20 protein-coding genes and 1 pseudogene are annotated in these 25,090 nt (G+C 53.3%); 17 read left to right on the top strand and 4 right to left on the bottom strand.

The window, feature by feature from the left end:
- The first annotated feature begins 6 nt into the window (after window positions 1-6).
- From IE054_RS00195 to galE, 6 genes are all read left to right on the top strand, one after another.
- Window positions 7-747 (top strand): ABC transporter permease, encoded by a 741-nt coding sequence (locus IE054_RS00195; protein WP_229804950.1) that lies wholly within the window; start codon window positions 7-9, stop codon window positions 745-747.
- On the top strand, window positions 744-1,400 hold the full coding sequence (locus tag IE054_RS00190; RefSeq protein WP_189403073.1) for an ABC transporter ATP-binding protein: 657 nt from the start codon (window positions 744-746) through the stop codon (window positions 1,398-1,400). Before IE054_RS00195 ends, IE054_RS00190 begins: the two co-directional genes overlap by 4 nt.
- 18 nt (window positions 1,401-1,418) lie before the next feature.
- Window positions 1,419-2,537, top strand: coding sequence for a KpsE/RkpR family capsule polysaccharide export protein (locus IE054_RS00185; RefSeq protein WP_229804949.1), 1,119 nt, complete (start codon window positions 1,419-1,421; stop codon window positions 2,535-2,537).
- Between the two features lie 211 nt (window positions 2,538-2,748).
- On the top strand, window positions 2,749-4,278 hold the full coding sequence (locus IE054_RS00180; protein WP_444541875.1) for a peptide MFS transporter: 1,530 nt from the start codon (window positions 2,749-2,751) through the stop codon (window positions 4,276-4,278).
- Window positions 4,279-4,357: 79 nt separating this feature from the next.
- Complete coding sequence (locus tag IE054_RS00175) at window positions 4,358-4,660, top strand: DUF6170 family protein (RefSeq protein WP_189403071.1); 303 nt, start codon at window positions 4,358-4,360, stop codon at window positions 4,658-4,660.
- The gene (gene galE / locus IE054_RS00170; RefSeq protein ID WP_189403070.1) at window positions 4,657-5,676 is read left to right on the top strand and encodes a UDP-glucose 4-epimerase GalE; all 1,020 of its coding nucleotides are present in this window, start codon (window positions 4,657-4,659) and stop codon (window positions 5,674-5,676) included. Before IE054_RS00175 ends, galE begins: the two co-directional genes overlap by 4 nt.
- 189 nt (window positions 5,677-5,865) lie before the next feature.
- Here galE and recA read toward each other — a convergent pair.
- A pseudogene (recA, locus tag IE054_RS00165) lies at window positions 5,866-6,833 on the bottom strand (recombinase RecA).
- Between the two features lie 109 nt (window positions 6,834-6,942).
- Window positions 6,943-7,449: a CinA family protein gene (locus tag IE054_RS00160; protein ID WP_189403069.1), complete on the bottom strand. Its 507-nt coding sequence runs from the start codon at window positions 7,447-7,449 to the stop codon at window positions 6,943-6,945.
- A 144-nt stretch (window positions 7,450-7,593) separates the two neighbouring features.
- Here IE054_RS00160 and mutS point away from each other — a divergent pair, with 144 nt between their 5' ends.
- The 9 genes from mutS to IE054_RS00115 all read left to right on the top strand — a co-directional run bounded on the left by mutS (window position 7,594) and on the right by IE054_RS00115 (window position 20,494).
- Complete coding sequence (gene mutS, locus IE054_RS00155; RefSeq protein ID WP_189403762.1) at window positions 7,594-10,140, top strand: DNA mismatch repair protein MutS; 2,547 nt, start codon at window positions 7,594-7,596, stop codon at window positions 10,138-10,140.
- Window positions 10,141-10,329: 189 nt separating this feature from the next.
- Window positions 10,330-11,961: a CTP synthase gene (gene pyrG, locus IE054_RS00150; protein ID WP_189403068.1), complete on the top strand. Its 1,632-nt coding sequence runs from the start codon at window positions 10,330-10,332 to the stop codon at window positions 11,959-11,961.
- A 58-nt stretch (window positions 11,962-12,019) separates the two neighbouring features.
- Window positions 12,020-13,312, top strand: a complete 1,293-nt coding sequence (gene eno, locus IE054_RS00145) for a phosphopyruvate hydratase (RefSeq protein ID WP_189403067.1) — start codon at window positions 12,020-12,022, stop codon at window positions 13,310-13,312.
- A 79-nt stretch (window positions 13,313-13,391) separates the two neighbouring features.
- Entirely contained in the window at window positions 13,392-14,039 is a 648-nt protein-coding gene (locus tag IE054_RS00140; RefSeq protein WP_189403066.1) for a hypothetical protein, read from the top strand.
- A gap of 328 nt (window positions 14,040-14,367) precedes the next feature.
- Window positions 14,368-15,927 (top strand): 2-isopropylmalate synthase, encoded by a 1,560-nt coding sequence (leuA, locus tag IE054_RS00135; protein ID WP_189403065.1) that lies wholly within the window; start codon window positions 14,368-14,370, stop codon window positions 15,925-15,927.
- A complete protein-coding gene (gene leuB, locus IE054_RS00130) occupies window positions 15,928-17,034 on the top strand; it encodes a 3-isopropylmalate dehydrogenase (RefSeq protein ID WP_189403064.1) in 1,107 nt (368 codons plus the stop codon).
- A 3-nt stretch (window positions 17,035-17,037) separates the two neighbouring features.
- Window positions 17,038-18,438, top strand: coding sequence for a 3-isopropylmalate dehydratase large subunit (gene leuC / locus IE054_RS00125; RefSeq protein WP_189403063.1), 1,401 nt, complete (start codon window positions 17,038-17,040; stop codon window positions 18,436-18,438).
- Window positions 18,439-18,441: 3 nt separating this feature from the next.
- Window positions 18,442-19,053 (top strand): 3-isopropylmalate dehydratase small subunit, encoded by a 612-nt coding sequence (leuD, locus tag IE054_RS00120; protein WP_189403062.1) that lies wholly within the window; start codon window positions 18,442-18,444, stop codon window positions 19,051-19,053.
- A gap of 241 nt (window positions 19,054-19,294) precedes the next feature.
- Window positions 19,295-20,494, top strand: a complete 1,200-nt coding sequence (locus IE054_RS00115) for a cyclic di-GMP phosphodiesterase (RefSeq protein ID WP_189403061.1) — start codon at window positions 19,295-19,297, stop codon at window positions 20,492-20,494.
- 21 nt (window positions 20,495-20,515) lie between these two features.
- On the opposite strand, the gene IE054_RS00110 is transcribed toward IE054_RS00115, so the two are convergent.
- Window positions 20,516-21,634 carry a general secretion pathway protein GspB gene (locus IE054_RS00110; protein ID WP_189403060.1) on the bottom strand — a complete coding sequence of 373 codons (1,119 nt, stop codon included), beginning with the start codon at window positions 21,632-21,634 and terminating at the stop codon, window positions 20,516-20,518.
- Entirely contained in the window at window positions 21,627-22,538 is a 912-nt protein-coding gene (locus tag IE054_RS00105) for an ExeA family protein (RefSeq protein WP_189403761.1), read from the bottom strand. Before IE054_RS00105 ends, IE054_RS00110 begins: the two co-directional genes overlap by 8 nt.
- Window positions 22,539-22,712: 174 nt before the next feature.
- Between IE054_RS00105 and IE054_RS00100 the strand changes: the two genes are divergently transcribed.
- Complete coding sequence (locus IE054_RS00100; protein ID WP_189403059.1) at window positions 22,713-23,813, top strand: tRNA nucleotidyltransferase/poly(A) polymerase-related protein; 1,101 nt, start codon at window positions 22,713-22,715, stop codon at window positions 23,811-23,813.
- Between the two features lie 71 nt (window positions 23,814-23,884).
- Window positions 23,885-25,087, top strand: coding sequence for an ATP-dependent RNA helicase SrmB (srmB, locus tag IE054_RS00095; RefSeq protein WP_189403058.1), 1,203 nt, complete (start codon window positions 23,885-23,887; stop codon window positions 25,085-25,087).
- Window positions 25,088-25,090: the final 3 nt, after the last annotated feature.

The following is a 25,090-nucleotide window of genomic DNA, read 5'->3' as shown; positions in this document are numbered from 1 at the left end:
AGAAGCGTGATATTCGCGCTTTTCCTGCGTGAGTTACAAAGTAAGTTTAACGACAAGTTTGGCCTGTCATGGGCGTTCTTCGAACCCTTCCTGTTTATTTTTGTACTCTCGTTTCTGCGCGGGATCATCAGTGGCGACATGGTCCACTCCATTCCATTGTTTATCTTTATGATGATTGGACTGGTCGGGCTACGTACCATGACCGGCTGCCTGCAGGACGTTTCTGTCTCAATCAAAAGGAATAAGCCGCTATATGCGTTTCGGCAGGTGCAACCCATGGCAGCCGTCATCACGTCGGGCTTTCTGGAGTTGTGTATTAAATCGGTGGTGATTGTGTTGCTGGCCATTGCATTGTATCTGATGGGCGAGTCCTTTGAAGTAAATGATCCCCTGTTACTACTGAGCCTCTTTGCATTGTTATGGGTCATGTCGGTTGCCCTTGGCCTGATATTCGCTATCGCAGCAGCGTTTGTGCCGGAGATCGACAAAATTAAAGCCATGCTGCTGCGCCCCCTGATGTTTATTTCCTGCGTATTTTATTCGCTCCAGGATATCCCTGAAGAATACTGGTACCTGCTGACCTGGAACCCGCTGGTGCATTTTATCGAACTGGCCCGGTACGCCTGTTTTGAATCGTACGGTAGCCGGGGCGTAAGCCTGTCATATGTGCTGGAATTAACCGTGGTGCTCACATTTTTCTCACTGGCGCTTTATCACATTACCTGGAAACGGGTGCTGTCACGATGATCAAACTGGTAAACCTAACCAAAAGCTACTCTAGTCAGTTAGGCCCGCAGTATATTTTCCGGGGGCTGAATTTTAACTTTCCTACTGAAAATAATGTGGCCATTCTGGGTAAAAACGGGGCCGGTAAATCAACGCTGTTTCGGATGCTGGCAAAAAGCGAATATCCGGATCGGGGACAAATCCTGACCAACAAAGCCATGTCATGGCCGGTGGCCCTGCAAACTGGCATCCATCCGCAGATGACCGGTCGGGAAAATACCCGGTTTATTGGAAGAATCAATAACGTGCGCTCGTTGACAAACTATGAAACCAGAGTCAGGGAGTTCGCCGAGATCGGTAAACATTTTGACCTGCCAGTGAAAAATTACTCATCAGGCATGCGCGCTAAGCTGGTATTTGCCTGCTGCATGAACATTGACTTTGATATCTACCTGATCGATGAAGCGACATCCGTCGGGGACCCCATGTTTCGTAAAAAGGCCAGAGCGGCGCTAAAAGAGAAAAGTCAAACGGCGGGCGTTATCATGGTCAGTCATGAACTTGATCAAATTCGCGAATTCTGTACCTCCGCAGTGATTATTGAGGACGGCGAATTAACCTATTACTCAGACCTGGAAGAGGGCATTGAGGCCTATACCCAGGGCGCAACCTAAAGAAATAAAAGGTAAGAAATGGTGGAAAAAAACCTGAATACCATCAAAGCATTTATTCTTCGGCGGCAGAAGCTGTTACTCGTCCTGCCCTGGCTGATCTATGCCCTTTATCTGGTACTGATGGCTGCGCCGCAGTATGAGAGTCAAAGCCAGCTAATCGTAAAATCCAGTGATGGCACCAGCAGCTTTGACCCGTCTGCACTGATGTTATCCAGTGTCGCCTCATCCGGTCTTAGTAATGACAGTGATTTGGTTGAAGCCTTTATGCTGTCGTCCGATATGCTTACCTACCTTGATCAGGAACTGAATTTACGTGAACACTACCGCTCTGATGAGGCAGACCTGTTCAGTGCCCTGTCACCGTTTGCAACAAAAGAGGACTTTTTACAGTATTACTTGTCGCACATTGACGTCACGGTCGATTCTACGTCATCGGTGATCACTGTAAAAACCCGTGGTTTCACGCCGGAGTATGCACAGAAAATCAATCAGGCTATGGTGTCGCGCGCAGAAGCGTTTATTAATGAGATTAATAATGACCTTGCCAAGTCTAAGCTGACCTTTGCCAGGCAGGAGCATCAGATTGTCGAGGAAAAGTTACAGGCGACGAAAACAGAGCTGTTGCAGTTTCAGGCTAAATACAATGTGCTGGATCCGATGGCTGAAGGCGCGGCATTTCAGCAAATTGCCTTTTCCCTGGAAGCCACCCTGGCCCAGAAAAAAGCTGAGCTTAATACACTAAGTACTATGATGTCGGGTAACGCGCCTGAGATGCAGAATATCAAACGGCAAATCAGTGCGATTCAGCGCCAGATCCAGGAGCAAAAACAAAAACTCAGCGACAAAGACGGCCGAGCCGGAGATCTGTCAGTGAGCGAGCTCATGGCACAATACAGCAATATGAAAGTTGAGCTGGAACTGGCTATTCAAGCCTACTCTGCGTCACTGGTCTCTCTGGAAAATACCCGGGTAGAAACGTATGAAAAACTTCAGCATCTGGTGACTGTGGAGCGTCCGACTTTGCCGGAGGACAATCAATACCCAGAGATAATTTACAACCTCGCGTTGTTTGGTGTGATCCTGCTGTTGTTTTACGGCATCGCACGGATTGTCGTTGCCACTATCCGCGAGCTGTAAGTGGTTGGAACAAATATCCGGCAGATGCAACAGAATGCGGCGCATCTGCCCGGAAATAAGGTTAATACAGTGTTACTCAGCTTGTGTCGCGCACCATCCTCTAGTATAAAGTCGTGTCCATAACGCAATTCCATAAAACTGGGATAGTAAATAAGAAAGCGCGGCAACCACGCCTAAACGCTTCGATATTCAATCAAATCTACGGAATCTCATTGTGAATACTAAAGCATCTAACGACACAAGTTTCTTCGGCCATCCAGGAGGCCTGCAAACGCTGTTTTTCACGGAAATGTGGGAACGCATGAGCTATTACGGCATGCGTGCGCTGCTGGTATTGTTCATGACAGCCAGTCTGCAGCAGGAAGGCCTGGCTTTCACCGTCGCTTCGGCAACCGCTATTTACGGTCTGTATACCGGTGCGGTCTATTTCATGGGTCTGCCCGGCGGCTGGATTGCTGACCGCCTGCTCGGCGGCCAGCGCGCAGTCTGGTATGGCGGTATTATCATTATGTGCGGCCATATTGTTCTGGCTATTCCCTCACACAGCACATTTTTCATCGGTCTTATTCTGGTCGTACTGGGTACAGGTCTGCTTAAGCCAAACATCAGTGCCATGGTTGGTCAGCTGTATGAAGAAGAAGACAGCCGCCGCGACGGTGGTTATACCCTTTACTACATGGGCATCAACATTGGCTCGCTGATTGGCTACGGCGTGTGTGGCTGGCTGGCGCCCAATATGGGTTACCACTGGGCATTCGGTGCCGCAGCGGTCGGTATGTTTATCGGCCTGGTACAGTACCGGGCGACCCAGCCACGTCTTAACGGCGCATCCGCCGAACCCTCGACCAATATGAGCCCCAAAGCCAGAAAGCGCAGCTGGACCATCATTGGTTTACTGTTAGGTGCGCTCGCCACTGTCACCGCACTGACCTCCATGGGCTACCTAGTGATTGATGCTGTTGCATTAGCTGCGTATGTCGCCATGGCCTTCACCGCAACGTTTGTGATTTACTTTAGCGCAATTTTCTTCCTCGGTAACTTGAATTCAGCCGAGAAAAAACGCATGGGTGCCCTGTTGCTTATTTGTATTGCGTCAGCCTGCTTCTGGGCCGGCTTTGAACAGGCCGGGTCGTCTCTGAACCTGTTTGCCCGTGATTATACCGATCGCATCGTCAACGGTATGGAGATCCCCCCAGCCTGGTTCCAGTCGGCAAACTCTATCTTCATAATTCTGCTGTCACCGTTTTTTGCGGCACTGTGGGTGAATCTGGGTAAACGCATGCTGGACCCGTCTTACGGTGCCAAGTGTGCCGTTGGTCTTATCATCATGGCTTCAGGCTTTATCGTGATGTTCTTCGCCGCGCAGATCGCTGCCAGCGGACTGAAAGTCGCCCCTTACTGGCTGGTCATGACTTACTTCCTGCATACCGTGGGTGAGCTTTGCTTAAGCCCGGTTGCATTAAGTGCGGTCAGCAAATTGTCGCCAAAACGCTTTGCCGGTCAGATGATGGGGGTCTTCGTACTGACCTACTCTATCGGTAACGTCATTGCGGGCCTGCTGGCAGGCAGCTTCGACCCAAGCCGTCTGGATGAAATGCCGAACCTGTACCTGCAAATCAGCCTGTTCAGTATTGCGGTCGGTATTGTGGTACTACTGCTGTCTCTGAAAACCCGCTACTGGGAAAAACTGGCAGAGAAAGATCACAATGCAGAGCCACATCCGGTGTCTCAGCAAGGTTAGTTTAATGGCCGGTTTGCACCGGCCTGACAATCCCCTACAATAACCGCCGTCAGGCGGTTATTTTTTATCTAGGACTACCATGAACTTCTATTTGTTTCCTCGCGACATTCCGGCGCTCAAAGGCCTTACCCTGAAAGAGCGGATGACCCGGCTGGATCAGGCTGCCAGGCAAATGTCTATTCCGGAAAAGACCTTACTGAATATTCTCAAGCTGCTGGTGATTGTGCCGGTATTTGCGCTCATTTTGCGTACCGCTACCGACTGGACCTCATTACTGTGGGCATTGCTGGTATTTTTACTTTACCCGCTTCTGGTAAAGCCGTTACAGTATTCCATCAGCGCGAAATATCTGCCAGACAATGACGACAAGGAGCAAGCATGAGAACTGTTTTAGTTACCGGAGGAGCCGGTTACATCGGCAGCCATACCGTATTGCAACTGCTGGAAGAAGACTACCATGTCGTTGTTCTGGATAATCTTTCAAATTCCAGTCCGGAATCGTTGAGGCGGGTTGAAAGCATCACCGGCAAATCTGTCACCTTTGTGCAGGGTGATATCCGCGATACCGCGGTGCTTGATGATATATTCAGCCAGCAACCCATTCATGCGGTGATCCATTTTGCCGGCCTCAAGGCAGTAGGCGAATCGGTAGAAAAGCCTCTGGAATACTATGAAAATAATGTCTTCGGCACGCTGACTCTGTGTAAGGCTATGCGCAAGCACCAGGTCAAAAATCTGGTATTCAGCTCTTCTGCTACCGTCTATGGCGATCCGGAAAAACTACCGCTCAGCGAAGACATGCAGACCGGCCAACCGACCAATCCGTATGGCATGTCAAAGCTTATGGTCGAGCATGTGCTCAGCGATTTGTACAATTCGGATGACAGCTGGAATATTGTCGTACTGCGTTATTTTAATCCCGTCGGCGCACACGCTTCCGGTCAGATAGGTGAAGATCCCAATGGTATTCCCAACAACCTGATGCCCTTCATTTCACAGGTCGCCACTGGCAAACTGGAAAAGCTCAGCGTGTTTGGTGATGACTATGATACAACCGACGGTACCGGCGTGCGCGACTATATTCACGTTGAAGATTTGGCCAATGGCCACCTTAAAGCACTGGATCGCCTGTCACTGAATATGGGCTATGACGTTTATAACCTCGGTACTGGCACCGGCTATTCCGTCCTGGACATGGTTAAGGCGTTTAGTGACGCCTCCGGAAAAGACATTCCTTACACCATTGCCCCGCGCCGTGCCGGTGACATTGCGGCCTGCTATGCCGACCCGACACTGGCCGCCACAGAGTTAAACTGGCATGCCGACAAAGGATTACAGGCCATGTGTGCAGACACCTGGCACTGGCAGTCGAATAACCCGAACGGGTATCCGAAGTAATCACATAATGATATCAGGCGCACTTGCAGGTTTAGCAGGTAGCGGTTAGAAACTAATTTATTATTGGTTAGAAGGCACTAGCCCGGCTGGCCGGCAATGCACCTGATAACAAGTGCAGTATGTAAGGTGAGACACTGCTAAAAAAATGCCCGCGCAAGGCGGGCATTTTTGAGTACGTTTGCGAGACGGCTATTCCGACACAGAGTCTTTAGACTCGTCCTTTGCCTCTTCTTGCTCTTTCTTCTTCGCCAGCAACAGCTCTTCGCGCAGTTTGGTCTCAATTTCGTTAGAAATTTCAGGGTTATCTTTTAAGAAATTAATCACATTTGCTTTACCCTGACCGATGCGATCGCCTTTGTAGCTGTACCAGGCGCCGGCTTTGTCCACCAGCTTCTGTTTCACGCCCAGATCAATCAGCTCGGCTTCTTTGCTGATCCCTTCACCGTAACGGATCATAAACTCAGCCTGCTTGAACGGCGGTGCCACCTTCGTCACCTTCTTTTACCGCACCGATACGACGGATATCCAGACGCACTGACGAGTAGAACTTCAGGGCATTACCACCGGTGGTAGTTTCAGGATTTAATGAACACGCACAGGGTGTTAGAACGCTTGATATTCGCGGTCAGCTTACGCAGTGCCTGTGACATCAGTCGGGCCTGCAGGCCAACGTGTGAATCACCCATCTCACCTTCAATTTCGGCTTTCGGGGTCAGTGCGGCGACCGAGTCAACAATTACCACATCTACCGCACCGGAGCGCACCAGCATGTCACAGATTTCCAGTGCCTGTTCACCCGTGTCCGGCTGAGAGACCAGCAGATCATCGATGTTCACGCCCAGCTTTTGAGCGTATACCGGATCCAGAGCATGCTCGGCATCCACGAAGGCACAGGTCTTGCCCTTTTTCTGAGCTTCGGCAATGACCTGCAGCGTCAGGGTAGTTTTACCGGATGACTCCGGCCCGTAGATTTCAACCACACGACCGCATGGCAGGCCGCCAATTCCCAGCGCAATATCAATGCTCAGTGAACCGGTAGAAATAGATTCAATATCCGCCGCCTGGTTGTCACCCAGACGCATAATGGCGCCTTTGCCAAATTGCTTTTCGATTTGTCCGACTGCCGCTGACAAGGCTTTTGATTTGTTATCGTCCACGTAACTATCCTCTGGGAGTTGCGGTTATAAACTGGGTTGGCATGGTACCAACGAATGACCGCATTCTATACTGTACAAGCATACAGTTTCAAGCCAGATTTCTGCTTTTTTACTCTTGAGGCAACGTTTCAATCTGATTATTCAAATGCGCTATCACAAAGCCAATCGCCTGTTCGCGCACAGACTGACGATCGCCGTCGAACTGCATATGGATTTGTTCGGCGTGGCCGTCGATTAAAAAGCCAAACCAGACCGTGCCCACCGGCTTTTCCGCGCTACCGCCGCCGGGACCGGCCACACCACTCACCGACACCGCCACTTCAGCACCAGTGTTGCGCTGTACACCGTTGGCCATTTCGCGCACGGTTTCGCGGGAAACCGCACCGTGTTGCTGCAATGTTTCCGCCGTGACGCCCAGTGCCGACTGTTTGGCGGCGTTGGAGTAAGTGACCCATGACTGCGAAAACCAGTCGGAGCTGCCGGCAACCTGCGTGAAATAATAGGCCAGGCCTCCGCCAGTACAGGACTCGGCGCAGGATACGTTCCAGCCCCGGGCACGCAGCTTGTCGCCCAGAGTAGCAATGTCTTGCGGGTTGATTGCAAAGCGGTTTTCCATCGCGGTCAGCGGCCTTAAAAAAATGAGTAAACTACACAGAAGTGTACCACAGCCTTGTTTTTTTCCGACCCGGCAATGGTACACTTAGCGCTTTAAATTATCGCTACAGCACAACACGAGGCCGGCTTGGAATCACACACCCCGATGATGCGCCAGTATCTTGAAATTAAGGCGCAGCACCCGACTATCCTGCTGTTTTACCGCATGGGTGATTTTTATGAACTGTTTTATGACGATGCCCGGCGTGCAGCGTCATTGCTGGATATTTCATTAACCGCACGAGGAAAATCGGGCGGTGATCCTATTCCCATGGCCGGGGTGCCATACCACGCGGTAGAAAGCTATCTGGCGCGACTGGTGAAAATGGGTGAATCGGTAGCCATTTGCGAGCAGGTAGGCGATCCGGCCACCAGCAAAGGCCCGGTAGAGCGTAAAGTGCAGCGCATTGTCACACCCGGTACTGTTACCGACGAAGCGCTACTGGAAGAGCGCCGCGACAATATTCTGGCCGCCGTCTGTGGCCACAGCCTGCAATACGGCCTTGCTACACTGGATGTCGCCAGCGGCCGCTTTGTGGTCAGCGAACTGGACAGTGACGAACAATTGCTGGCAGAGCTGCAGCGTGTCAACCCGGCTGAGCTGCTCTATCCGGAAGGCTTTGAAAGTCTGCCACTGATTGAACAGCGCCGTGGTCTGCGCCGCCGCCCTGACTGGGAGTTTGAAACGGATACGGCAATCTCACAGCTTAATGAGCAGTTTCAGACCCGCGAACTGTCCGGCTTTGGTGTCGACGATTTAAGTAAAGCGCTGGGCGCCGCTGGCTGTGTTCTGCAGTACGTGAAAGACACGCAGCGCACTGCCCTGCCTCATATCCGCCAGATCCAGCAGGAGCAGCAGTCGGCGTTCGTACAACTCGACGCTGCCACCCGCCGTAACCTGGAACTGACTCACAGCCTCTCCGGCAGCCAGGACAATACCCTGTTCAGTGTCATGGATACCACCTGCACCGCCATGGGCAGCCGTCTGCTGCAGCGCTTTATTCATGCGCCTGTGACCGACCGGCACACGCTGACACAGCGTCATGATGTGGTGTCCGCGATGATCGCGCTGCCGCCGGATGCACTGCGCGAAGAATTAAAGGCCATTGGTGACATTGAGCGTATTATGGCGCGTCTGGCCCTGCGTTCGGCACGTCCGCGGGATTTTGCAAGACTGCGTAATGCATTAAACCGACTGGATGATGTGCATGCGAGCTTGAGTGATTATGACGCACCGCTGCTTACTTCGCTTGCTCAGAAAGTTGGTCGCTATGACGACGTCAGTGCACTGCTCAACCGTGCAATCATCGATAATCCGCCGGTAGTGATCCGCGATGGCGGCGTGATTGCCCCTGAATATAACGCGGAGCTTGATGAACTGCGAGCCCTGTCGCAGGGCGCCACCGATTACCTCGATGCGCTGGAAGTGCGTGAGCGCGAGCGCACCGGGATAAGCACGCTAAAAGTAGGGTACAACAAGGTGCATGGCTTCTTTATCGAAATCAGCCGGGCTGCCAGTGCCAATGCACCGGCCGACTATATCCGCCGCCAGACCCTGAAAAATACCGAGCGTTTTATCACCCCGGAACTCAAAGAACATGAAGATAAGGTATTAACCAGCCAGAGCCGCGCGCTGACCCTGGAAAAACAATTATATGACGCCCTGTTCGATGAGCTTGCCCCACATATTCAGCCGCTCATTGATACGGCGGCAGCGCTCAGTGAGCTGGACGTGCTGGCCTGTTTTGCTGAACGCGCCATGACCCTCGACTGGCATCGGCCACAACTCACCGGCGACAACAAACTCTGTTACCAGGAAGGCCGCCATCCGGTGGTGGAACAGGTAATGCGTGACCCGTTTATTGCCAACCCGCTGATGCTCAATGATGAGCAGCGCATGCTAATCATCACCGGCCCCAATATGGGCGGTAAATCGACCTATATGCGCCAGACGGCGCTGATTGTGCTGCTTGCCCACATTGGCAGCTTTGTGCCCGCCAGTGATGCCGTCATTGGCCCGGTTGATCGTATTTTTACCCGCATCGGGGCGTCGGACGACCTGGCGTCCGGCCGTTCTACCTTTATGGTCGAAATGACCGAAACCGCCAATATTCTGCATAATGCCACTGCTCATTCGCTGGTGCTGATGGATGAAATTGGCCGTGGCACCAGTACCTATGACGGACTGTCACTGGCCTGGGCGTGTGCCAGCTATCTGGCCGAGAAACTGAATGCCTACACGTTGTTTGCCACCCACTACTTCGAGCTAACCGCCCTGCCCGACTCCCACTCGCAGGTGGTCAACGTGCATCTGGATGCGGTTGAACACGATGAGACCATCCGCTTTATGCATACCGTTGAAACCGGCGCGGCCAGTAAAAGCTATGGGTTGCAGGTGGCGCAACTGGCGGGCGTGCCCAAGCCGGTGATCGCCTCTGCGCGGCATAAGCTGCGTGCGCTGGAATCGCAAAAAGTCCTGGATGAGCGTGCCGCTGATACCCCACAAGCTGATGATCCGGCTCAGTCGGAGCTGCACTTTCCGGACAAGCCAAACCCGGTACTGGAAGCGCTGGAGAAGCTCAGCCCTGATGAACTTTCCCCTCGCCAGGCCCTGGATCTTGTCTATACGCTGAAGCGACTGAGCCAGAGCTAGGGAAGATGCGGCGGGGGCAGGCCCTGGGGCGCTGTCTGCGCCGTCAGCGTGGCTTTTCTCCTGGTAAACCGGGCAAAGCGATTGTTTGCCCGGCGCTGATTCGCTATACTATTACCCCGTCCTGGTGTGACGCTGCCCATTGCGTCTGCCAAACACATTACCCATACAACCCAACGCCTTAGGTTTCGCATGACAAACTATATTTTCGTCACCGGTGGTGTCGTTTCATCACTTGGTAAAGGTATTGCTGCAGGCTCCCTTGCCGCCATTCTTGAAGCACGTGGCCTCTCTGTCACCATGTTAAAACTGGATCCGTACATCAACGTCGATCCCGGTACAATGAGTCCCATCCAGCACGGCGAAGTGTTTGTTACTGATGACGGTGCCGAAACCGATCTCGACCTTGGTCACTACGAACGCTTTATCCGTACCCGCATGACGAAGCGAAATAACTTCACCACAGGCCGGGTGTACGAAGAAGTACTTAAACGTGAGCGCCGCGGTGACTACCTTGGCGCCACCATTCAGGTGATCCCGCACATCACTAACGAAATCAAACGTCGCGTTATCGAAGGCGCGGAAGGGCACGATGTCGCCATTGTCGAAATTGGCGGTACCGTGGGCGACATTGAGTCACAGCCATTCTTGGAAGCGATACGCCAGCTTGGTACTGAGCTTGGCCGGGACAAGGCCATGTATATGCATCTGACCCTGGTGCCCTATATGCCCGCCTCTGGTGAAGTTAAGACCAAGCCTACTCAGCACTCGGTTAAAGAGCTGCGCTCAATCGGCATCCAGCCTGATATTCTGGTGTGCCGCTCTGTGGGCTCACTGCCTGCTACTGAACGTTCGAAAATCGCCCTGTTTACCAATGTGGCAGAAAAAGCGGTTATCTCACTCAAAGATGTCGACAGCATCTACCGGATCCCGGCCGCACTGAAAGCACAGGGCATGGATGAACTGGTGGTAGACCGTTTCCGCCTTGACTGCAAAGAGGCCGATCTGACCGAGTGGGAACAGGTACTGTATGCCGAGTCTAACCCTACCGCTGAAGTCAATATTGGCATGGTCGGTAAATATGTTGAACTGCCCGACGCCTATAAGTCAGTGAACGAAGCGCTTAAACATGCCGGCCTAAAAAACCGCCTGACGGTAAATATACATTATGTCGACTCGCAGGATGTGGTTAGCAAAGGCACACAAATTCTTGAAAAGCTGGATGCCATTCTGGTGCCTGGCGGCTTCGGTGAACGAGGAATTGAAGGAAAAGTAGCGGCAGCCCGCTACGCCCGTGAAAACAAGGTGCCTTATCTGGGCATTTGTCTGGGCATGCAGGTTGCGCTGATTGAGTATGCGCGCAATGTTGCGGGCATGGAAAAAGCCAACTCCACCGAGTTTGATCCGGATAGCCCCTACCCGGTCGTGGGCCTTATCACCGAATGGCTGGACGCCGATGGCTCTACCGAAATTCGCGATGAACAGTCGGACCTGGGCGGCACCATGCGCCTTGGCAGCCAGCTTTGCCACCTTATCCCGGACAGTAAGGTACATGCCATGTATGGCAGTGAAGAAATTTACGAGCGCCACCGCCACCGTTATGAGGTGAATAACAACCTGCGTGACCAGATCGAAGGCGCCGGGCTAAAAGTCAGTGGTTTGTCCACTGATAAACGTCTTGTGGAAGTGATCGAAATCCCTGACCATCCATGGTTCATTGCCAGTCAGTTCCACCCTGAGTTCACGTCGACACCGCGTGACGGTCACCCGTTATTCACCGGTTTTGTCGCCGCCGCTGGCAAGTATCAAAAAGAAAATCATTAATGTAGAAAAACGGAACACTCGCTCCCGTGGTGTTCCGACAACATGTTGAGGAAATACTATGGCGAAAATCAGTCGCATCATCGGTCGTGAAATTCTTGATTCACGTGGTAACCCCACGGTCGAAGCAGATGTTTATCTGGACTCGGGTGCTATGGGTCGCGCAGCAGCACCTTCTGGCGCCTCTACCGGTTCCCGTGAAGCACTGGAACTGCGTGATGGTGACAAGTCACGTTATCTTGGAAAGGGTGTGACCAAGGCTGTGGCCGCTATTAATAATGTGATTGCCCCGGCCCTGATTGATAAAGATCCGCTGGCTCAGGAAGACGTGGACAATCTGATGCTGGACTTAGATGGCACAGACAATAAAGAAAACCTGGGCGCCAATGCCATTCTGGCGGTATCGCTGGCGGTAGCCAAAGCCGCAGCGGCAGACAAAGGTGTCGCTCTGTACGAGCACATTGCCGAACTGAACGGCACACCGGGGCAGTATTCAATGCCGGTACCGATGATGAATATCATCAACGGTGGTGAGCACGCCGACAACAACGTCGATATTCAGGAGTTCATGGTCCAGCCTGTCGGCGCAGCCAGCTTTAAGGAAGCACTGCGCATGGGCGCGGAAATTTTCCACAGCCTGAAAAAAGTGCTGAACGGTAAAGGTCTTAACACCGCCGTGGGTGACGAAGGTGGCTTTGCACCTAATTTAAGCTCGAATGCCGAAGCCCTGGCCGTGATTGTGGAAGCGGTAGAAAGTGCCGGGTATAAAATGAATGACGATGTCACCCTGGCGCTGGACTGCGCGTCGTCTGAATTTTATAAAGACGGCAACTATGTGCTGTCCGGTGAAGACAAGAGTTTTGATGCCAATGGTTTTGTCGACTATCTCGCCGATCTTACCGAGCAATATCCTATTGTCTCAGTGGAAGACGGCATGGACGAGAGTGACTGGGACGGCTGGGCCAGCCTGACCAAAAAGATTGGCGATAAGGTACAGCTGGTCGGGGACGACCTGTTTGTGACGAATACCAAAATCTTAAAGCGCGGTATTGATGAGAATATCGGTAACTCCATTCTTATCAAGTTCAACCAGATTGGCTCGCTTACAGAAACTCTGAACGCCATCAAGATGGCCAAAGACGCTGGGTTTACGGCGGTTATCTCTCACCGCAGCGGTGAAACCGAAGATGCCACCATTGCCGATTTGGCCGTTGGTACTGCCGCAGGCCAAATCAAAACCGGCTCTCTGTGCCGCTCAGATCGCGTCGCCAAGTACAACCAGTTGCTGCGCATCGAAGAAGCACTTGGCTCACAGGCAAGCTACCGTGGCCGCAGTGAAATCAAAGGCCAGTAACACGAAGTAAAGGGATAGCCATGGCTATCCCTTCTTTTTGCTGGTACGTTAAGCCTATCCAGGCAATCACACCCGTTTTATGACAGACGTCTCTGACACCTCAGCAGATCAGGCAGATTTTTTTGCCAGCAGCGGCGAACTCAAACACGTAGCCGAGCTTTGCAATGCGCTGTATGAGCGGGAACTCCACTACCTGGCCACCCAGGGTCCCTCACAAATTGCTCTGCTACGCCGTCGCTTAAAAGGCCTGTCGCATCACATCCGGCGCGCCGCCTACTTTCTGGCCAGTAACGACAGCCCTATCAGTGTGGATGTTCATAATGCCAGCTGGCAGGCCAGACAGGCCGCAAAGTGTCCTGGCAGCCAAACCGACGCTGCCAAAACCAGTGACTGGTTTTACCGGCATGCCACGCCCGGGCTGGTGGTCCCGGTGCGGGTAACCGAGCTGGATCGTCAGCATATCGAACTGGACTCCGTTGACCGCGTGGATAAGCACGCGCAGCAAATGCACATCAACAAATATGGCTGGTTCGCCTTCTCCGGCGCCCCCGTTGAGATCAGAGAAATGGCGGGGGAAAGCTGGGTACTCAAGCCCACCAAAACGATCATGACCGCCGCGTGCTGCGGCCATACCTGGAATCACAAAGGCCGCAGCCTGCCCAGAGCACTGGCACTGCGTGAAATGCTGTTGTCCACCACCATAAACTGGCGTCATTTCTACTTGTAAGGCGTAATACACGTCTCACATTGATAGCTAACGCTTAGCCACCGTATGACGGCGTAAATACATCATAAGCAGCCTGATAAATTTTATATAACAAAACCTTATAAGCGACCTTGTAAAGAAAGGTTGACCTGAAACCGGTGCCCCGCTACATTGAACGCACTTACTGGTCACCACACAGGCAAAACCGCCATGATGCGATATACCCTGCTTCTATCTATCCTACTTCTCAAGGCAGCGAGACTGCACGGGTAGATTGCGACCAGCAACCAGTTACCAAAACCCGTGCCTTGCACGGGTTTTTTTTTGCCACCAGACAAGCGAGTGTGCCATGACAAATCAGGTCAAGATTTTCGATACAACCTTACGCGACGGCGAGCAAGCATTGCCGGCCAGCCTGAGTGCCAAAGAAAAGCTGCAGATTGCCCTGGCGCTTGAACGCCTTGGCGTAGATGTGATTGAAGCCGGATTTCCGGTTTCTTCACCCGGCGATTTTAAGTCAGTTGAGATGATCGCGCGGGAGGTGAAAAACTCCACCGTGTGCGGACTTTCCCGGGCCCTGCCGGCCGATATCGATGCCTGTGGACAGGCACTGAAGGTAGCGGAGCAGTTTCGTATTCATACGTTTATTGCGACCTCTGACATTCACGTTAATTCAAAACTGAAAAAATCGCAGGACGACATTGTCGAGATGGCCGTCGCCGCCGTAAAACATGCCCGTAACTACACCAATGATGTGGAGTTTTCCTGTGAAGATGCGGGCCGCACCCATATCGATTACCTGTGCCGAATGGTCGAAGCGGCAATTGCAGCCGGGGCCACCACGGTAAATATTCCTGACACAGTGGGGTACACCACCCCTACTGAGTTTGGTGGGATCATCAAATCATTGTTTGACCGGGTGCCTAATATCGACCAGGCGATTATCTCGGTGCACTGCCATAATGATCTGGGGTTGGCGGTCGCCAACTCACTGGCGGCTGTTGAGCAGGGTGCCCGACAGGTTGAATGTACATTAAACGGTATTGGTGAGCGCGCAGGCAACGCGGCGCTTGAAGAAATTGCCATGATCCTGCAAACCCGCAAAGACATGCTGGGACTCACGACCAATATCAATTCATCAGAAATATCACGCTCGTCAAAGCTGGTCAGTCAGTTGTGCAACATGCCCATTCAGTCGAATAAGGCCATTGTCGGCAGCAATGCATTCAGCCACTCTTCCGGTATTCATCAGGATGGCGTGCTGAAGTCTCAGAACACCTATGAAATCATGACCCCGGAAAGTGTGGGTATTAATAAAAATAACCTTAATCTCACGTCACGCTCAGGCCGGCATGTCATTAAACACCGCCTGACCGAACTGGGCTACACCAGCGCGGATTATGATCTGGAAGCCATCTACGAGGCTTTCCTGCAACTGGCCGATAAAAAAGGCCAGGTCTATGACTACGATCTGGAAGCGTTACTGTTTTTTGATAAACAAAAGCACGACCACGCGTACTATCAGCTTGAGTACCTGCAGGCAACCTCTGGCCGGGAAATCGTGCCCAGCGCAACGGTCAAGCTGACCATTGGCGGTGACAGTGTGACAAGGGCGAGCACAGGTAACGGGCCGGTCGATGCCGCGTATAAGGCTATTATGGAAATGGTCGGTCACGATAATATTGATGTGGTGGACTTTAAGCTCGACTCAAAAGGGGAAGGCGCAGACGCCCTTGCGCAGGTCAGCGTTATTGCAGAATACCGGGGGCGGCGTTTCCACGGTATTGGCCTGGCTACCGATATCGTCGAAGCGGGTGTGAAAGCGCTGATTTATGTGCTGAATAACACCCACCTGGCAGACCAGATCGACTTACAACGCCATCAACAGGATCGCATAGCAGGAGTATAAATGAGTCAGTATTCAATTGCCGTACTTGCCGGTGACGGTATTGGTCCGGAAATCATGCAAGAGGCCGACAAAGTATTATCCGCGGTCGCTGAGCGCTTTGGGATAACATTAAACCGCAAGGCGTTTCCGGTTGGCGGGTATGCTATCGATAACCACGGCGAGGCACTGCCCGCTACTACCCTGGTAGGCTGCGAACAGGCCGATGCCATTTTATTTGGTTCTATAGGCGGCCCCAAGTGGGACACCCTGCCCCTTGAACAGCGCCCCGAGCGTGCCGCTCTGCTGACCCTGCGTAGTCATTTTGATTTATTCAGCAATCTGCGCCCGGCGCGTATTTATCCTGGCCTCGAATCACTGTCCCCATTGCGCGAAGATATCGCCAAAAGCGGGGTGGACGTACTGGTTGTGCGCGAACTGACCAGTGGGATCTATTTTGGGCAGCCAAAAGGCCGTGAAGGTCAGGGCGATGAGGAGTTTGCCTTTGACACCATGCGTTATTCACGCCGGGAAATACAGCGTATAGCGGTGGCTGCGTTTGAAGCGGCGCAAAAACGTAAGGGCAAAGTCACGTCGGTCGATAAAGCCAATGTCCTGATGACCAGCCGCCTTTGGCGCGAAGTGACCGAGGCCGTCGCCAACGACTACCCGGATGTCAGCCTGGAGCATATCTACATTGATAACGCCACCATGCAGGTAATGAAAAACCCGGCCCAGTTTGATGTGCTGCTGTGTTCAAATTTGTTTGGCGATATCATCAGCGATGAGTGCGCCATGATGACCGGCTCCATGGGTCTGCTGCCCTCGGCCAGTATGAATGAGGACGGCTTTGGTTTATTTGAGCCTGCGGGCGGCTCTGCCCCGGATATTGCCGGTCAGGGCATTGCCAACCCGATAGCACAAATCCTGTCTGCCGCCATGATGCTGCGCTACAGCCTGAATCAGACAGCGCCAGCCGATGCCATCGAGCAGGCCGTGATTGCCACGCTTGAAGCCGGCGTGGTGACTGCAGAACTCCTGCCTGCATCCGAGCAGCACAGGGCCGCCAGCACCAGTGAAGTTGGCGATGAAGTCGTCAGACAATTACAGCGCCACGCGAAGGAGAGCTAAATCATGGCACACACCCTTTATGACAAAGTCTGGCAGGCGCATATCGTCGATGAAATTGGCGAAGACAGCCTGATTTATATAGACCGTCACCTTATTCACGAGGTGACCTCCCCGCAGGCGTTCGCCGGACTGAAAGAAAAGCAGCGCCGCGTAAGGCGCCCGGATCTGACCATCGCCACCATGGATCACAGTATCTCAACCCGCTCTTTAGCCATTGATGCCTGCGGCCCGCAAAATGCGCTGCAACTCTCCACGCTGGCCGACAACTGTGAGCAACATGGCATTCAGCTGTTCCCGGTGGGCCATCAGAAACAAGGGATCGTGCACGTAATGGGCCCGGAGCGCGGCTTGATTCTGCCCGGCATGACGGTGGTCTGTGGCGATTCACATACTGCGACCCATGGTGCATTTGGCGCCCTGGCTTTTGGTATCGGCACCTCACAGGTAGAGCATGTACTGGCTACCCAGACCCTGAAGCAAAGTCGCGCCAAAACCATGCGGATCACGGTCAGTGGTACGCTGCCGACCGGTATCACTGCCAAAGACATCATTCTGGCCATCATTGGTAAAATTGGCCATGCCGGCGCCACCGGTCACGTGATTGAGTATGCCGGTGATGCTATACGTAGTCTGTCGATGGAAGAACGCATGACCATCTGCAATATGAGCATTGAGGCAGGCGCAAAAGCCGGCATGATCGCGCCGGACGACACCACCTTTGAGTATATCAAAGGACGAGAATATGCCCCTAAGGGGGAGGACTGGGAAGCTGCACTGACTTACTGGAAAACCCTTTACAGTGACGCCGACGCGCAGTTTGACAGCGAAGTCGAGCTACTGGCTGCCGACATCGCCCCGCAGGTCACCTGGGGCACCAATCCCGGTCAGGTCATCGGCGTTAATGCGCCAGTGCCCGGCCCCGATAACTTTGACGATCCGGTTGAAAAAGAAAGTGCCCAAAAAGCCCTGAAATACATGGCACTACAGGCGGGCACCCGGTTATCGGACGTCCCGGTTAACCATGTGTTTATCGGCTCGTGCACTAACGGGCGTATTGAAGATTTGCGCGCCGCTGCCAGTGTTGCCCGGCAGGGCCAGGTAGCACCGGGGGTGACCGCCATTGTGGTGCCCGGCTCCGGTGAGGTAAAGCAGCAGGCTGAACGCGAAGGTCTGGACAGAGTTTTCACCGATGCAGGCTTCGAATGGCGGCTGCCGGGCTGTTCCATGTGTCTGGGCATGAACGATGATATTTTACAAAGCGGCGACCGCTGTGCGTCTACCAGTAATCGTAACTTCGAAGGCCGGCAGGGGCGCGGTGCACGCACCCACCTGGTAAGCCCCGCCATGGCCGCAGCTGCCGCCTTACGCGGGCGTTTCGCCGATGTCAGAGAATTTCAGGAGTAAACAATGACGCAATCCTCACCGGGCATAACGACCCATACCGGCACAGCCGCGCCACTCGATCAGGCTAATGTGGATACCGATCAGATCATTCCTAAGCAGTTTCTGACCAGTGTCAGCCGCGAAGGCTTTGGCCGCCACCTGTTTCATGACTGGCGTTACCTTGACAGTGATGAGCAGGAGTTAAACCCGCAGTTTGCACTGAATCAGCCTGACTACGCCGGAGCCAGTATTTTACTGGCCCGCGAAAATTTTGGCTGTGGTTCCAGCCGCGAACACGCACCATGGGCGCTGGCCGATTACGGGTTTAACGTCATCATCGCCACCAGCTTTGCCGATATCTTTTACGGGAACTGCATTAACAACCAGTTGTTACCAGTCGCACTTGACAGCAACGATATGGATACACTGTTTACAGCGGTTCATGCCCATCCGCAAACGCCGGTCACCGTGGATCTTGAGGCGCAACAGGTGAGCATTGGAGACCTGTGCTTTGACTTCAGCATTGCCCCGCACCATAAGACCAGCCTGCTAAAAGGCCTGGACGCCATTGGTCAGACCCTGGAACTCGAAGACAGGATTGCGCAGTTCGAAACGACCCGGGCAGCCTGGCAATAGCGGTCTGTACCATGGCTGATGGCGGCGGCGCGACACTGTTGTGACCGCCGCGGCCTGTTACTCATCCGGTGTGCTGGCCAACGGCCCTGTGGGAACATATTTACACTTAAGCGCATTACACTAAATGCCAGTGTTATACTGCTGTTATTCTTAACAGAAATCTGCTGTTACCGGAGACGTAAGTGACCGGCAGCAGTCAGTATCTTCTTTACCCGTGTGTCTATGAACAACAGGAGTTTTCATGCTTAAACAGGTCTCAATCGACGAGCTGGTACCCGGTATGTATGTCAGCCAGGTGCTCGAGCAGACCGGACAACTCAGGATGCGCTCCAAGGGGCTGGTAAAATCCGCGTCAGTTATTGAGAGTTTAAAAGCCAAAGGGATCCTCACGGTGGAGATTGATCTGGACAAATCACGCCTGCCTGAGCAGAAAAGCGCGCCAGCCCCCGAAGACACCATTGAAGACACAAAACCCTCTCCCCAGCCACATCGCAGTAATCAGGAGAAATTCTCACAGGCCAACGATCTGTACGAGCAGGCCGTGTCCATTCAGAGTGGTTTTATCAAATCACTGAGCACAAACGCGCCTAAAGATTTGTCACCGCTCACTGAGCTTAGTCAAAGCCTGATTGACAGCGTGTTTGATAATCAGGATGCCCTGTCCTGTCTGACCATGATCAAAGATGCCGACGCGTATCTGCTGGAGCACTCAATTAACTGCTCGGTAATGATGGGGATCTTTACTCAGCACTTAGGCTATGACCGCGACACCATCGAGCAGGCAAGCCTTGGCGCTATGCTAATGGATATTGGCATGTCAGCGTTGCCACAGGAACTGCGTATGAGCACGGACAACCTGTCCGGCGATGACTGGGCGATCGTGCAGTCACATGTTGAGCTGGGGCTTGAATTGCTGGAGCAGTGCGGCGACATTTCTGATCTGGTGCTGCATATTATTGAGCAACACCATGAACGCGTTGATGGCAGTGGTTACCCTCGCAGGCTGCGGGGCGACGCCATTGAACCGCTGGCCCGCGCGGCGGCTATCGTCGACTCCTATGACGCCATGACGTCTAACCGCCCTCACCGGGAGGCTATCACCCCCTCACAGGCACTCAAGCGTCTGACAAAGCAGGCTAATCTTGATCAGGAACTGGTTAAGCAGTTTATCCAGTGTGTGGGGGTCCATCCGATTGGTTCACTGGTGCGTCTTGCCAGCGGTAAGCTGGGTATTGTCTGTCAGGCTGGCACTAAAGATGTGCTGAGCCCTACTGTGATGACGTTCTACAGCGTCAACAGTGGCGGAGGTTACCGGGAAATCAAACGCGTCGATCTTAGCCTGACCGATGATGAAATTGTATCAGGCGTACGCCCGGATGACTTTAATATTGATTTACCGAAGTTTTTTCGCGAAGTCTTTATTCATCAGGTACCGGGCTGACCTGTTTTGGTTAGCAAGCACTTACCAATCAGTAAGTGCGGCCATTTTAAAGGTTTCGTTCTCAAAGCCCAGCACCACATGCTGGGCTTTAATACTGATAATTTCGACCCGGTCATCAATCCAGTCACCTTCCATCATCTGCACGCCGTTTACCCGCACCCAGCGGTCTTCTTTTTGCGACGCGTACATATGCGCACTGAAATTCATCGCAGGTAAGCGGGTAAGCAACCGTGCAGGCAACTGATCTACCCGCATAATACCATCGCGTACGGTGACCTGCGTTTCTGGCTCCCGCGCCTGTTCAGGTTCGTTGTCCAGCGCCTCGACGGCTTTATTAAAGCGCGCCATCAGCTCTGCAGACACGTTCACATCAGTATCAGCAGGCTGATTCAACACCCGCCCCTCCGGCTCCGCAGGTTCGTTACTGCTCTGGGCTTGAGCCGGCGAAGTTTGCTTCGCGGCAACCTGAGCATCCTGCGCGTTCCCGGCCTGCGCCGCTGCGGCTGTTTGCTGCTGTTCGGATGAGCGCTGTGCGCCTGCCTGAGGCGACGTATTTGGCTCAGTTTCATCCGCGGCCGGTGTGTCTGGTTGTGCGTCAGCGGTTTGCGCCAGATCTGCGCTGGCAGTGTCTTTAGAGGTAGATTTCGCTGAGTCAGCGTCCGTCGTCTTAGCCGGTGATGATGCCACCACCGGGGCCGGATCGGCTGCATCGAACAGTGGCCACCACAGCGAATGCGTTGCCGCTGTAAAGCCAATACTGACGCCGCCTGCCAAGACGACAAGATAAGTAAGTACCTGCTTACCATATACCCGCCACGTTGAAGGCAGACTCTGCACAGTAGGGAGAAACAGGCTACGGTTAAACTGATCCGACAGCGTGTGGTCGAGCTTGGCAGAGGTGTCGTGCTGCCCGCGCAGCAAGGCCTGAGTTTGCGTACGGTGATGGACCGGCGCATCTACTTCGACCGTCTGCTCGGGATCAATCTCGACTTCCTGGACACCCATTTCTGCCAGTCCCTGCACCATGGCGTCACTGGAAACCAGACCGGATTTACGAATTTTTACAGGCCCGTTTTGCTGGGTAACCTGCACAATCACCATGCCCGGTTTCAGTGCCTCAATCCGGATACGCTCAGACATACCAGCCCCCTATACCATAACCAACAAGCAGCGCGAGCACGAAGCTGGCTGCCAGATAGTATTTTTTCTGGTGCTGAATACGTTGTGCGACCACATCCGCCCCCAGGATCTGCTCAGCCGCCGCGATAAAGAGTGACTTCTTTACCACTGCATGCTGCTTAGTGAACGACAGGGTCAGTGCACGGTCGCACAACAGATTAATTACCCGCGGAATACCGCCAGTAATTTGATGTACGGCTCTAAGCGTGGATTTACTGAAAATACTGATATCACCATTGGCCACCGATAAACGGTGAGCAATATATGAAGAAACCTCATCAGACGTCAGCGGCAGCAGGTGATAACGCGCGGTAATTCGCTGTGCCAGCTGGCGTAATTCATTGCGTTTAAGTAACTGCTGTAACTCAGGCTGTCCAATCAGCACCACTTTGAGCAGTTTTTCACGGTTGGTCTCAAGGTTAGTCAGAAGCCTTAGTTGTTCCAGTACTTCCGGCATCAGGTGCTGCGCCTCATCGACCATTAGCACGGTATTCACTCCCGCCTGATGGTTGTCAGCCAGTTTACTCAGAATACGATCAGTAAAATACTTCAGGCTGGCGCGCTCCGCATCATACTCAAGCCCCAGCTCATCACACACCGTGGCCAGCAACTCCAGTGCCGACAAGGTGGGATTTAAGATCATCGCCACCTGCGTATTATCGGGTAACTGCTGAAGCAGCTTTCGCGACACCGTGGTTTTACCGGTTCCTACTTCGCCGGTGAGCATGACAAATCCGCCGCTTTCCCGCAGACCAAAAGTCAGATGTGCAAGCGCCTCTTTATGCCGTGGACTCATATATAAATAGTCAGGGTTTGGCGCAATAGAAAACGGGTTATCATTCAGCCCGTAATAATTCAGATACATGTGATGCCAGGTTGGAGTTGAAACGTCAAACGGGTTTATCCCGTGAAGAATTGCTATAAAGTACCGGCAGGTATCACTGATGTCAAAACTTGCCAGCAAAGCCGTATTGAGTACGGCATAATAGTGGTTTAATCCGTTATGCAACGATAATTACTTAGAGGCAATAAGACACGCATGCAAACCTATCTGGTCGGCGGCGCAGTGCGCGATGAACTGCTCGGGCGCTTGGTAACAGAGCGCGACTATGTGGTCGTAGGCAGTACCCCCGGTGAGATGCTCGACAAAGGCTTTACGCAGGTCGGCAAAGACTTTCCGGTGTTTTTGCACCCTGACACCCGCGAAGAATATGCGCTGGCCCGTACTGAGCGTAAAAGCGGTGCGGGATACACGGGGTTTGTCTGTGATGCCTCGCCTGACGTTACGCTGGAAGAGGATTTACTGCGCCGCGATCTGACAGTGAACGCCATGGCCAGAGCGAACGACGGCACGCTGGTCGACCCGTTCAATGGCCAGGCCGATCTTAACGCCCGGGTGCTGCGTCATGTCAGTGAGGCGTTTAATGAAGACCCCCTGCGGGTGTTTCGTGTTGCCCGCTTTGCCGCACGCTATGCACACCTAGGCTTCACGGTGCACGCCGATACGACCAAACGTATGCAGCAAATGGCCGCAAGTGGCGAGCTGGCCACGCTGACCGCAGAGCGGGTCTGGCAGGAAACGCGTCGCAGCCTGATGGAGCCGGATCCGGCAGTATTTTTCACGACACTGGAAAACGCGCATGCGCTTAACGACTGGTTCAGCGAGTTACCGGCACCACCGTCAGCCTGCTATGATGCACTGACCCGCGCTGCCAGAGCCTCACTGGACGAGGCGCAGCGTATGGCAGTATTGTGTGCCGGACTGTCAACTGATGCGGCCCGGCAGCTGTGCCAGCGACTAAAAACGCCCAACACAGTGCTTGATCTGGTGGTGCTCGCCAGTCGCTTCTCTGAGGTCATTTCCGCGCCCTTACACGACGGTGCTGCCATACTGGCTGTGCTGGATGGCGCCGACGCCTGGCGAAAACCCGATCGCTTCACGCAGTTACTGACATTAAATGCCTGCGTCAGGGGTGATAATACACAGGTGTCTGCCGCGCAGCAGCAACTGCAGACAGCGCTGAATGCAGCACTGTCAGTGGATGCCAGCGCCATTGCCAAAAGTGGCCTGCGCGGGCCGCAGATCCGCGATGCGATCCGCGATGCGCGCATCCGTGCCATCGAACAATCAATGCCATAATTTCACGCCGCGCGTGACAGTGAAATGCTACAATACGCGCAATTAAAAAATACGGTAAAGTGTAATACCCCATGACCTTCGACGAACTCGAACTTGATGATGCATTGTGTCAGGCCACGTCTGATATGGGCTTTTCAAAGGCCACCAGCATTCAGGCCAGCGTGATCCCGGTCGCGATGGAAGGCAAAGATATCCTTGCCAGTGCACCAACCGGCACAGGCAAAACCGCAGCATTTTTGCTGCCAGCCTGCCAGTTTCTGCTGGACTTCCCACGCAAAAATCCGGGCGCAAGCCGCATTCTTATTTTAACGCCGACCCGAGAGCTGGCGCTGCAGATTTATGATCAGGCGGTTGCCCTGACCCGCCATACCAGTTTGCAGTGTGGCGTTATCACCGGCGGAATTAATTACGGCACCGACCGCGAAACATTAAGTAAATCGCTGGACATTCTGATCGCCACTCCGGGCCGTCTGTTTGAGCATATTCAGAAAGAAAAAGCCGACTGCCGCGATATTGAATGCCTGATTCTGGATGAGGCTGACCGCATGCTGGATATGGGTTTTTCGGGTGTGGTCAACCAGATTGCCAATGAAGCACGCTGGCGCAAACAGAATATGCTGTTCTCAGCAACGCTGGAAGGCAGTGGTGTCATGACCTTCGCCCGCGACATTCTCAGCGAACCGGCCATCATTGAAGCCGAGCCATCCCGAAAAGAAAGCAACAAAATTCATCAGTGGTACCACCTGGCCGATGACATGGCGCACAAGCAGGCGCTGCTGGAGTATATTCTTACCCAGCAGGCAAGCTCGTCGATTGTGTTTGTGAAAACCCGCGATCGTCTTCAGGCGCTCAAAGACGCGCTGGCCGAAAAAGACATTGCAGTATGCTGGCTGCAGGGCGAGATGCCGCAGGACAAGCGTAATGCGGCACTGGCCCGCTTTAAAAGTGGTGAGGTACCGGTATTACTGGCTACCGACGTCGCGGCCCGGGGTATTGATGTGCCCAATGTCAGTCATGTCATCAATTTTGATATGCCGCGCACCGCCGATGTGTATGTGCACCGTATAGGCCGCACCGGTCGTGCGGGGGCCAAAGGTACGGCCATTTCACTGATTGAAGCCCATGATTTTGCTATGCTCGGCAAGGTTACCCGCTACACCGGCGAGGCCATCAAGCCCCGGGTGATAGAGACACTGCGCCCCAAAAACAAAGCGCCTAAAGCCGCGCCGAAAAAGAAAAAGCAGAAAAAATCGTCCGCGAAGAAACGCAAATAAGGA

The sequence above is a fragment of the Alteromonas halophila genome (assembly GCF_014651815.1).
Taxonomy (GTDB): Bacteria; Pseudomonadota; Gammaproteobacteria; order Enterobacterales; family Alteromonadaceae; genus Alteromonas; species Alteromonas halophila.
This window is presented reverse-complemented; position numbering and strand designations above follow the sequence as displayed.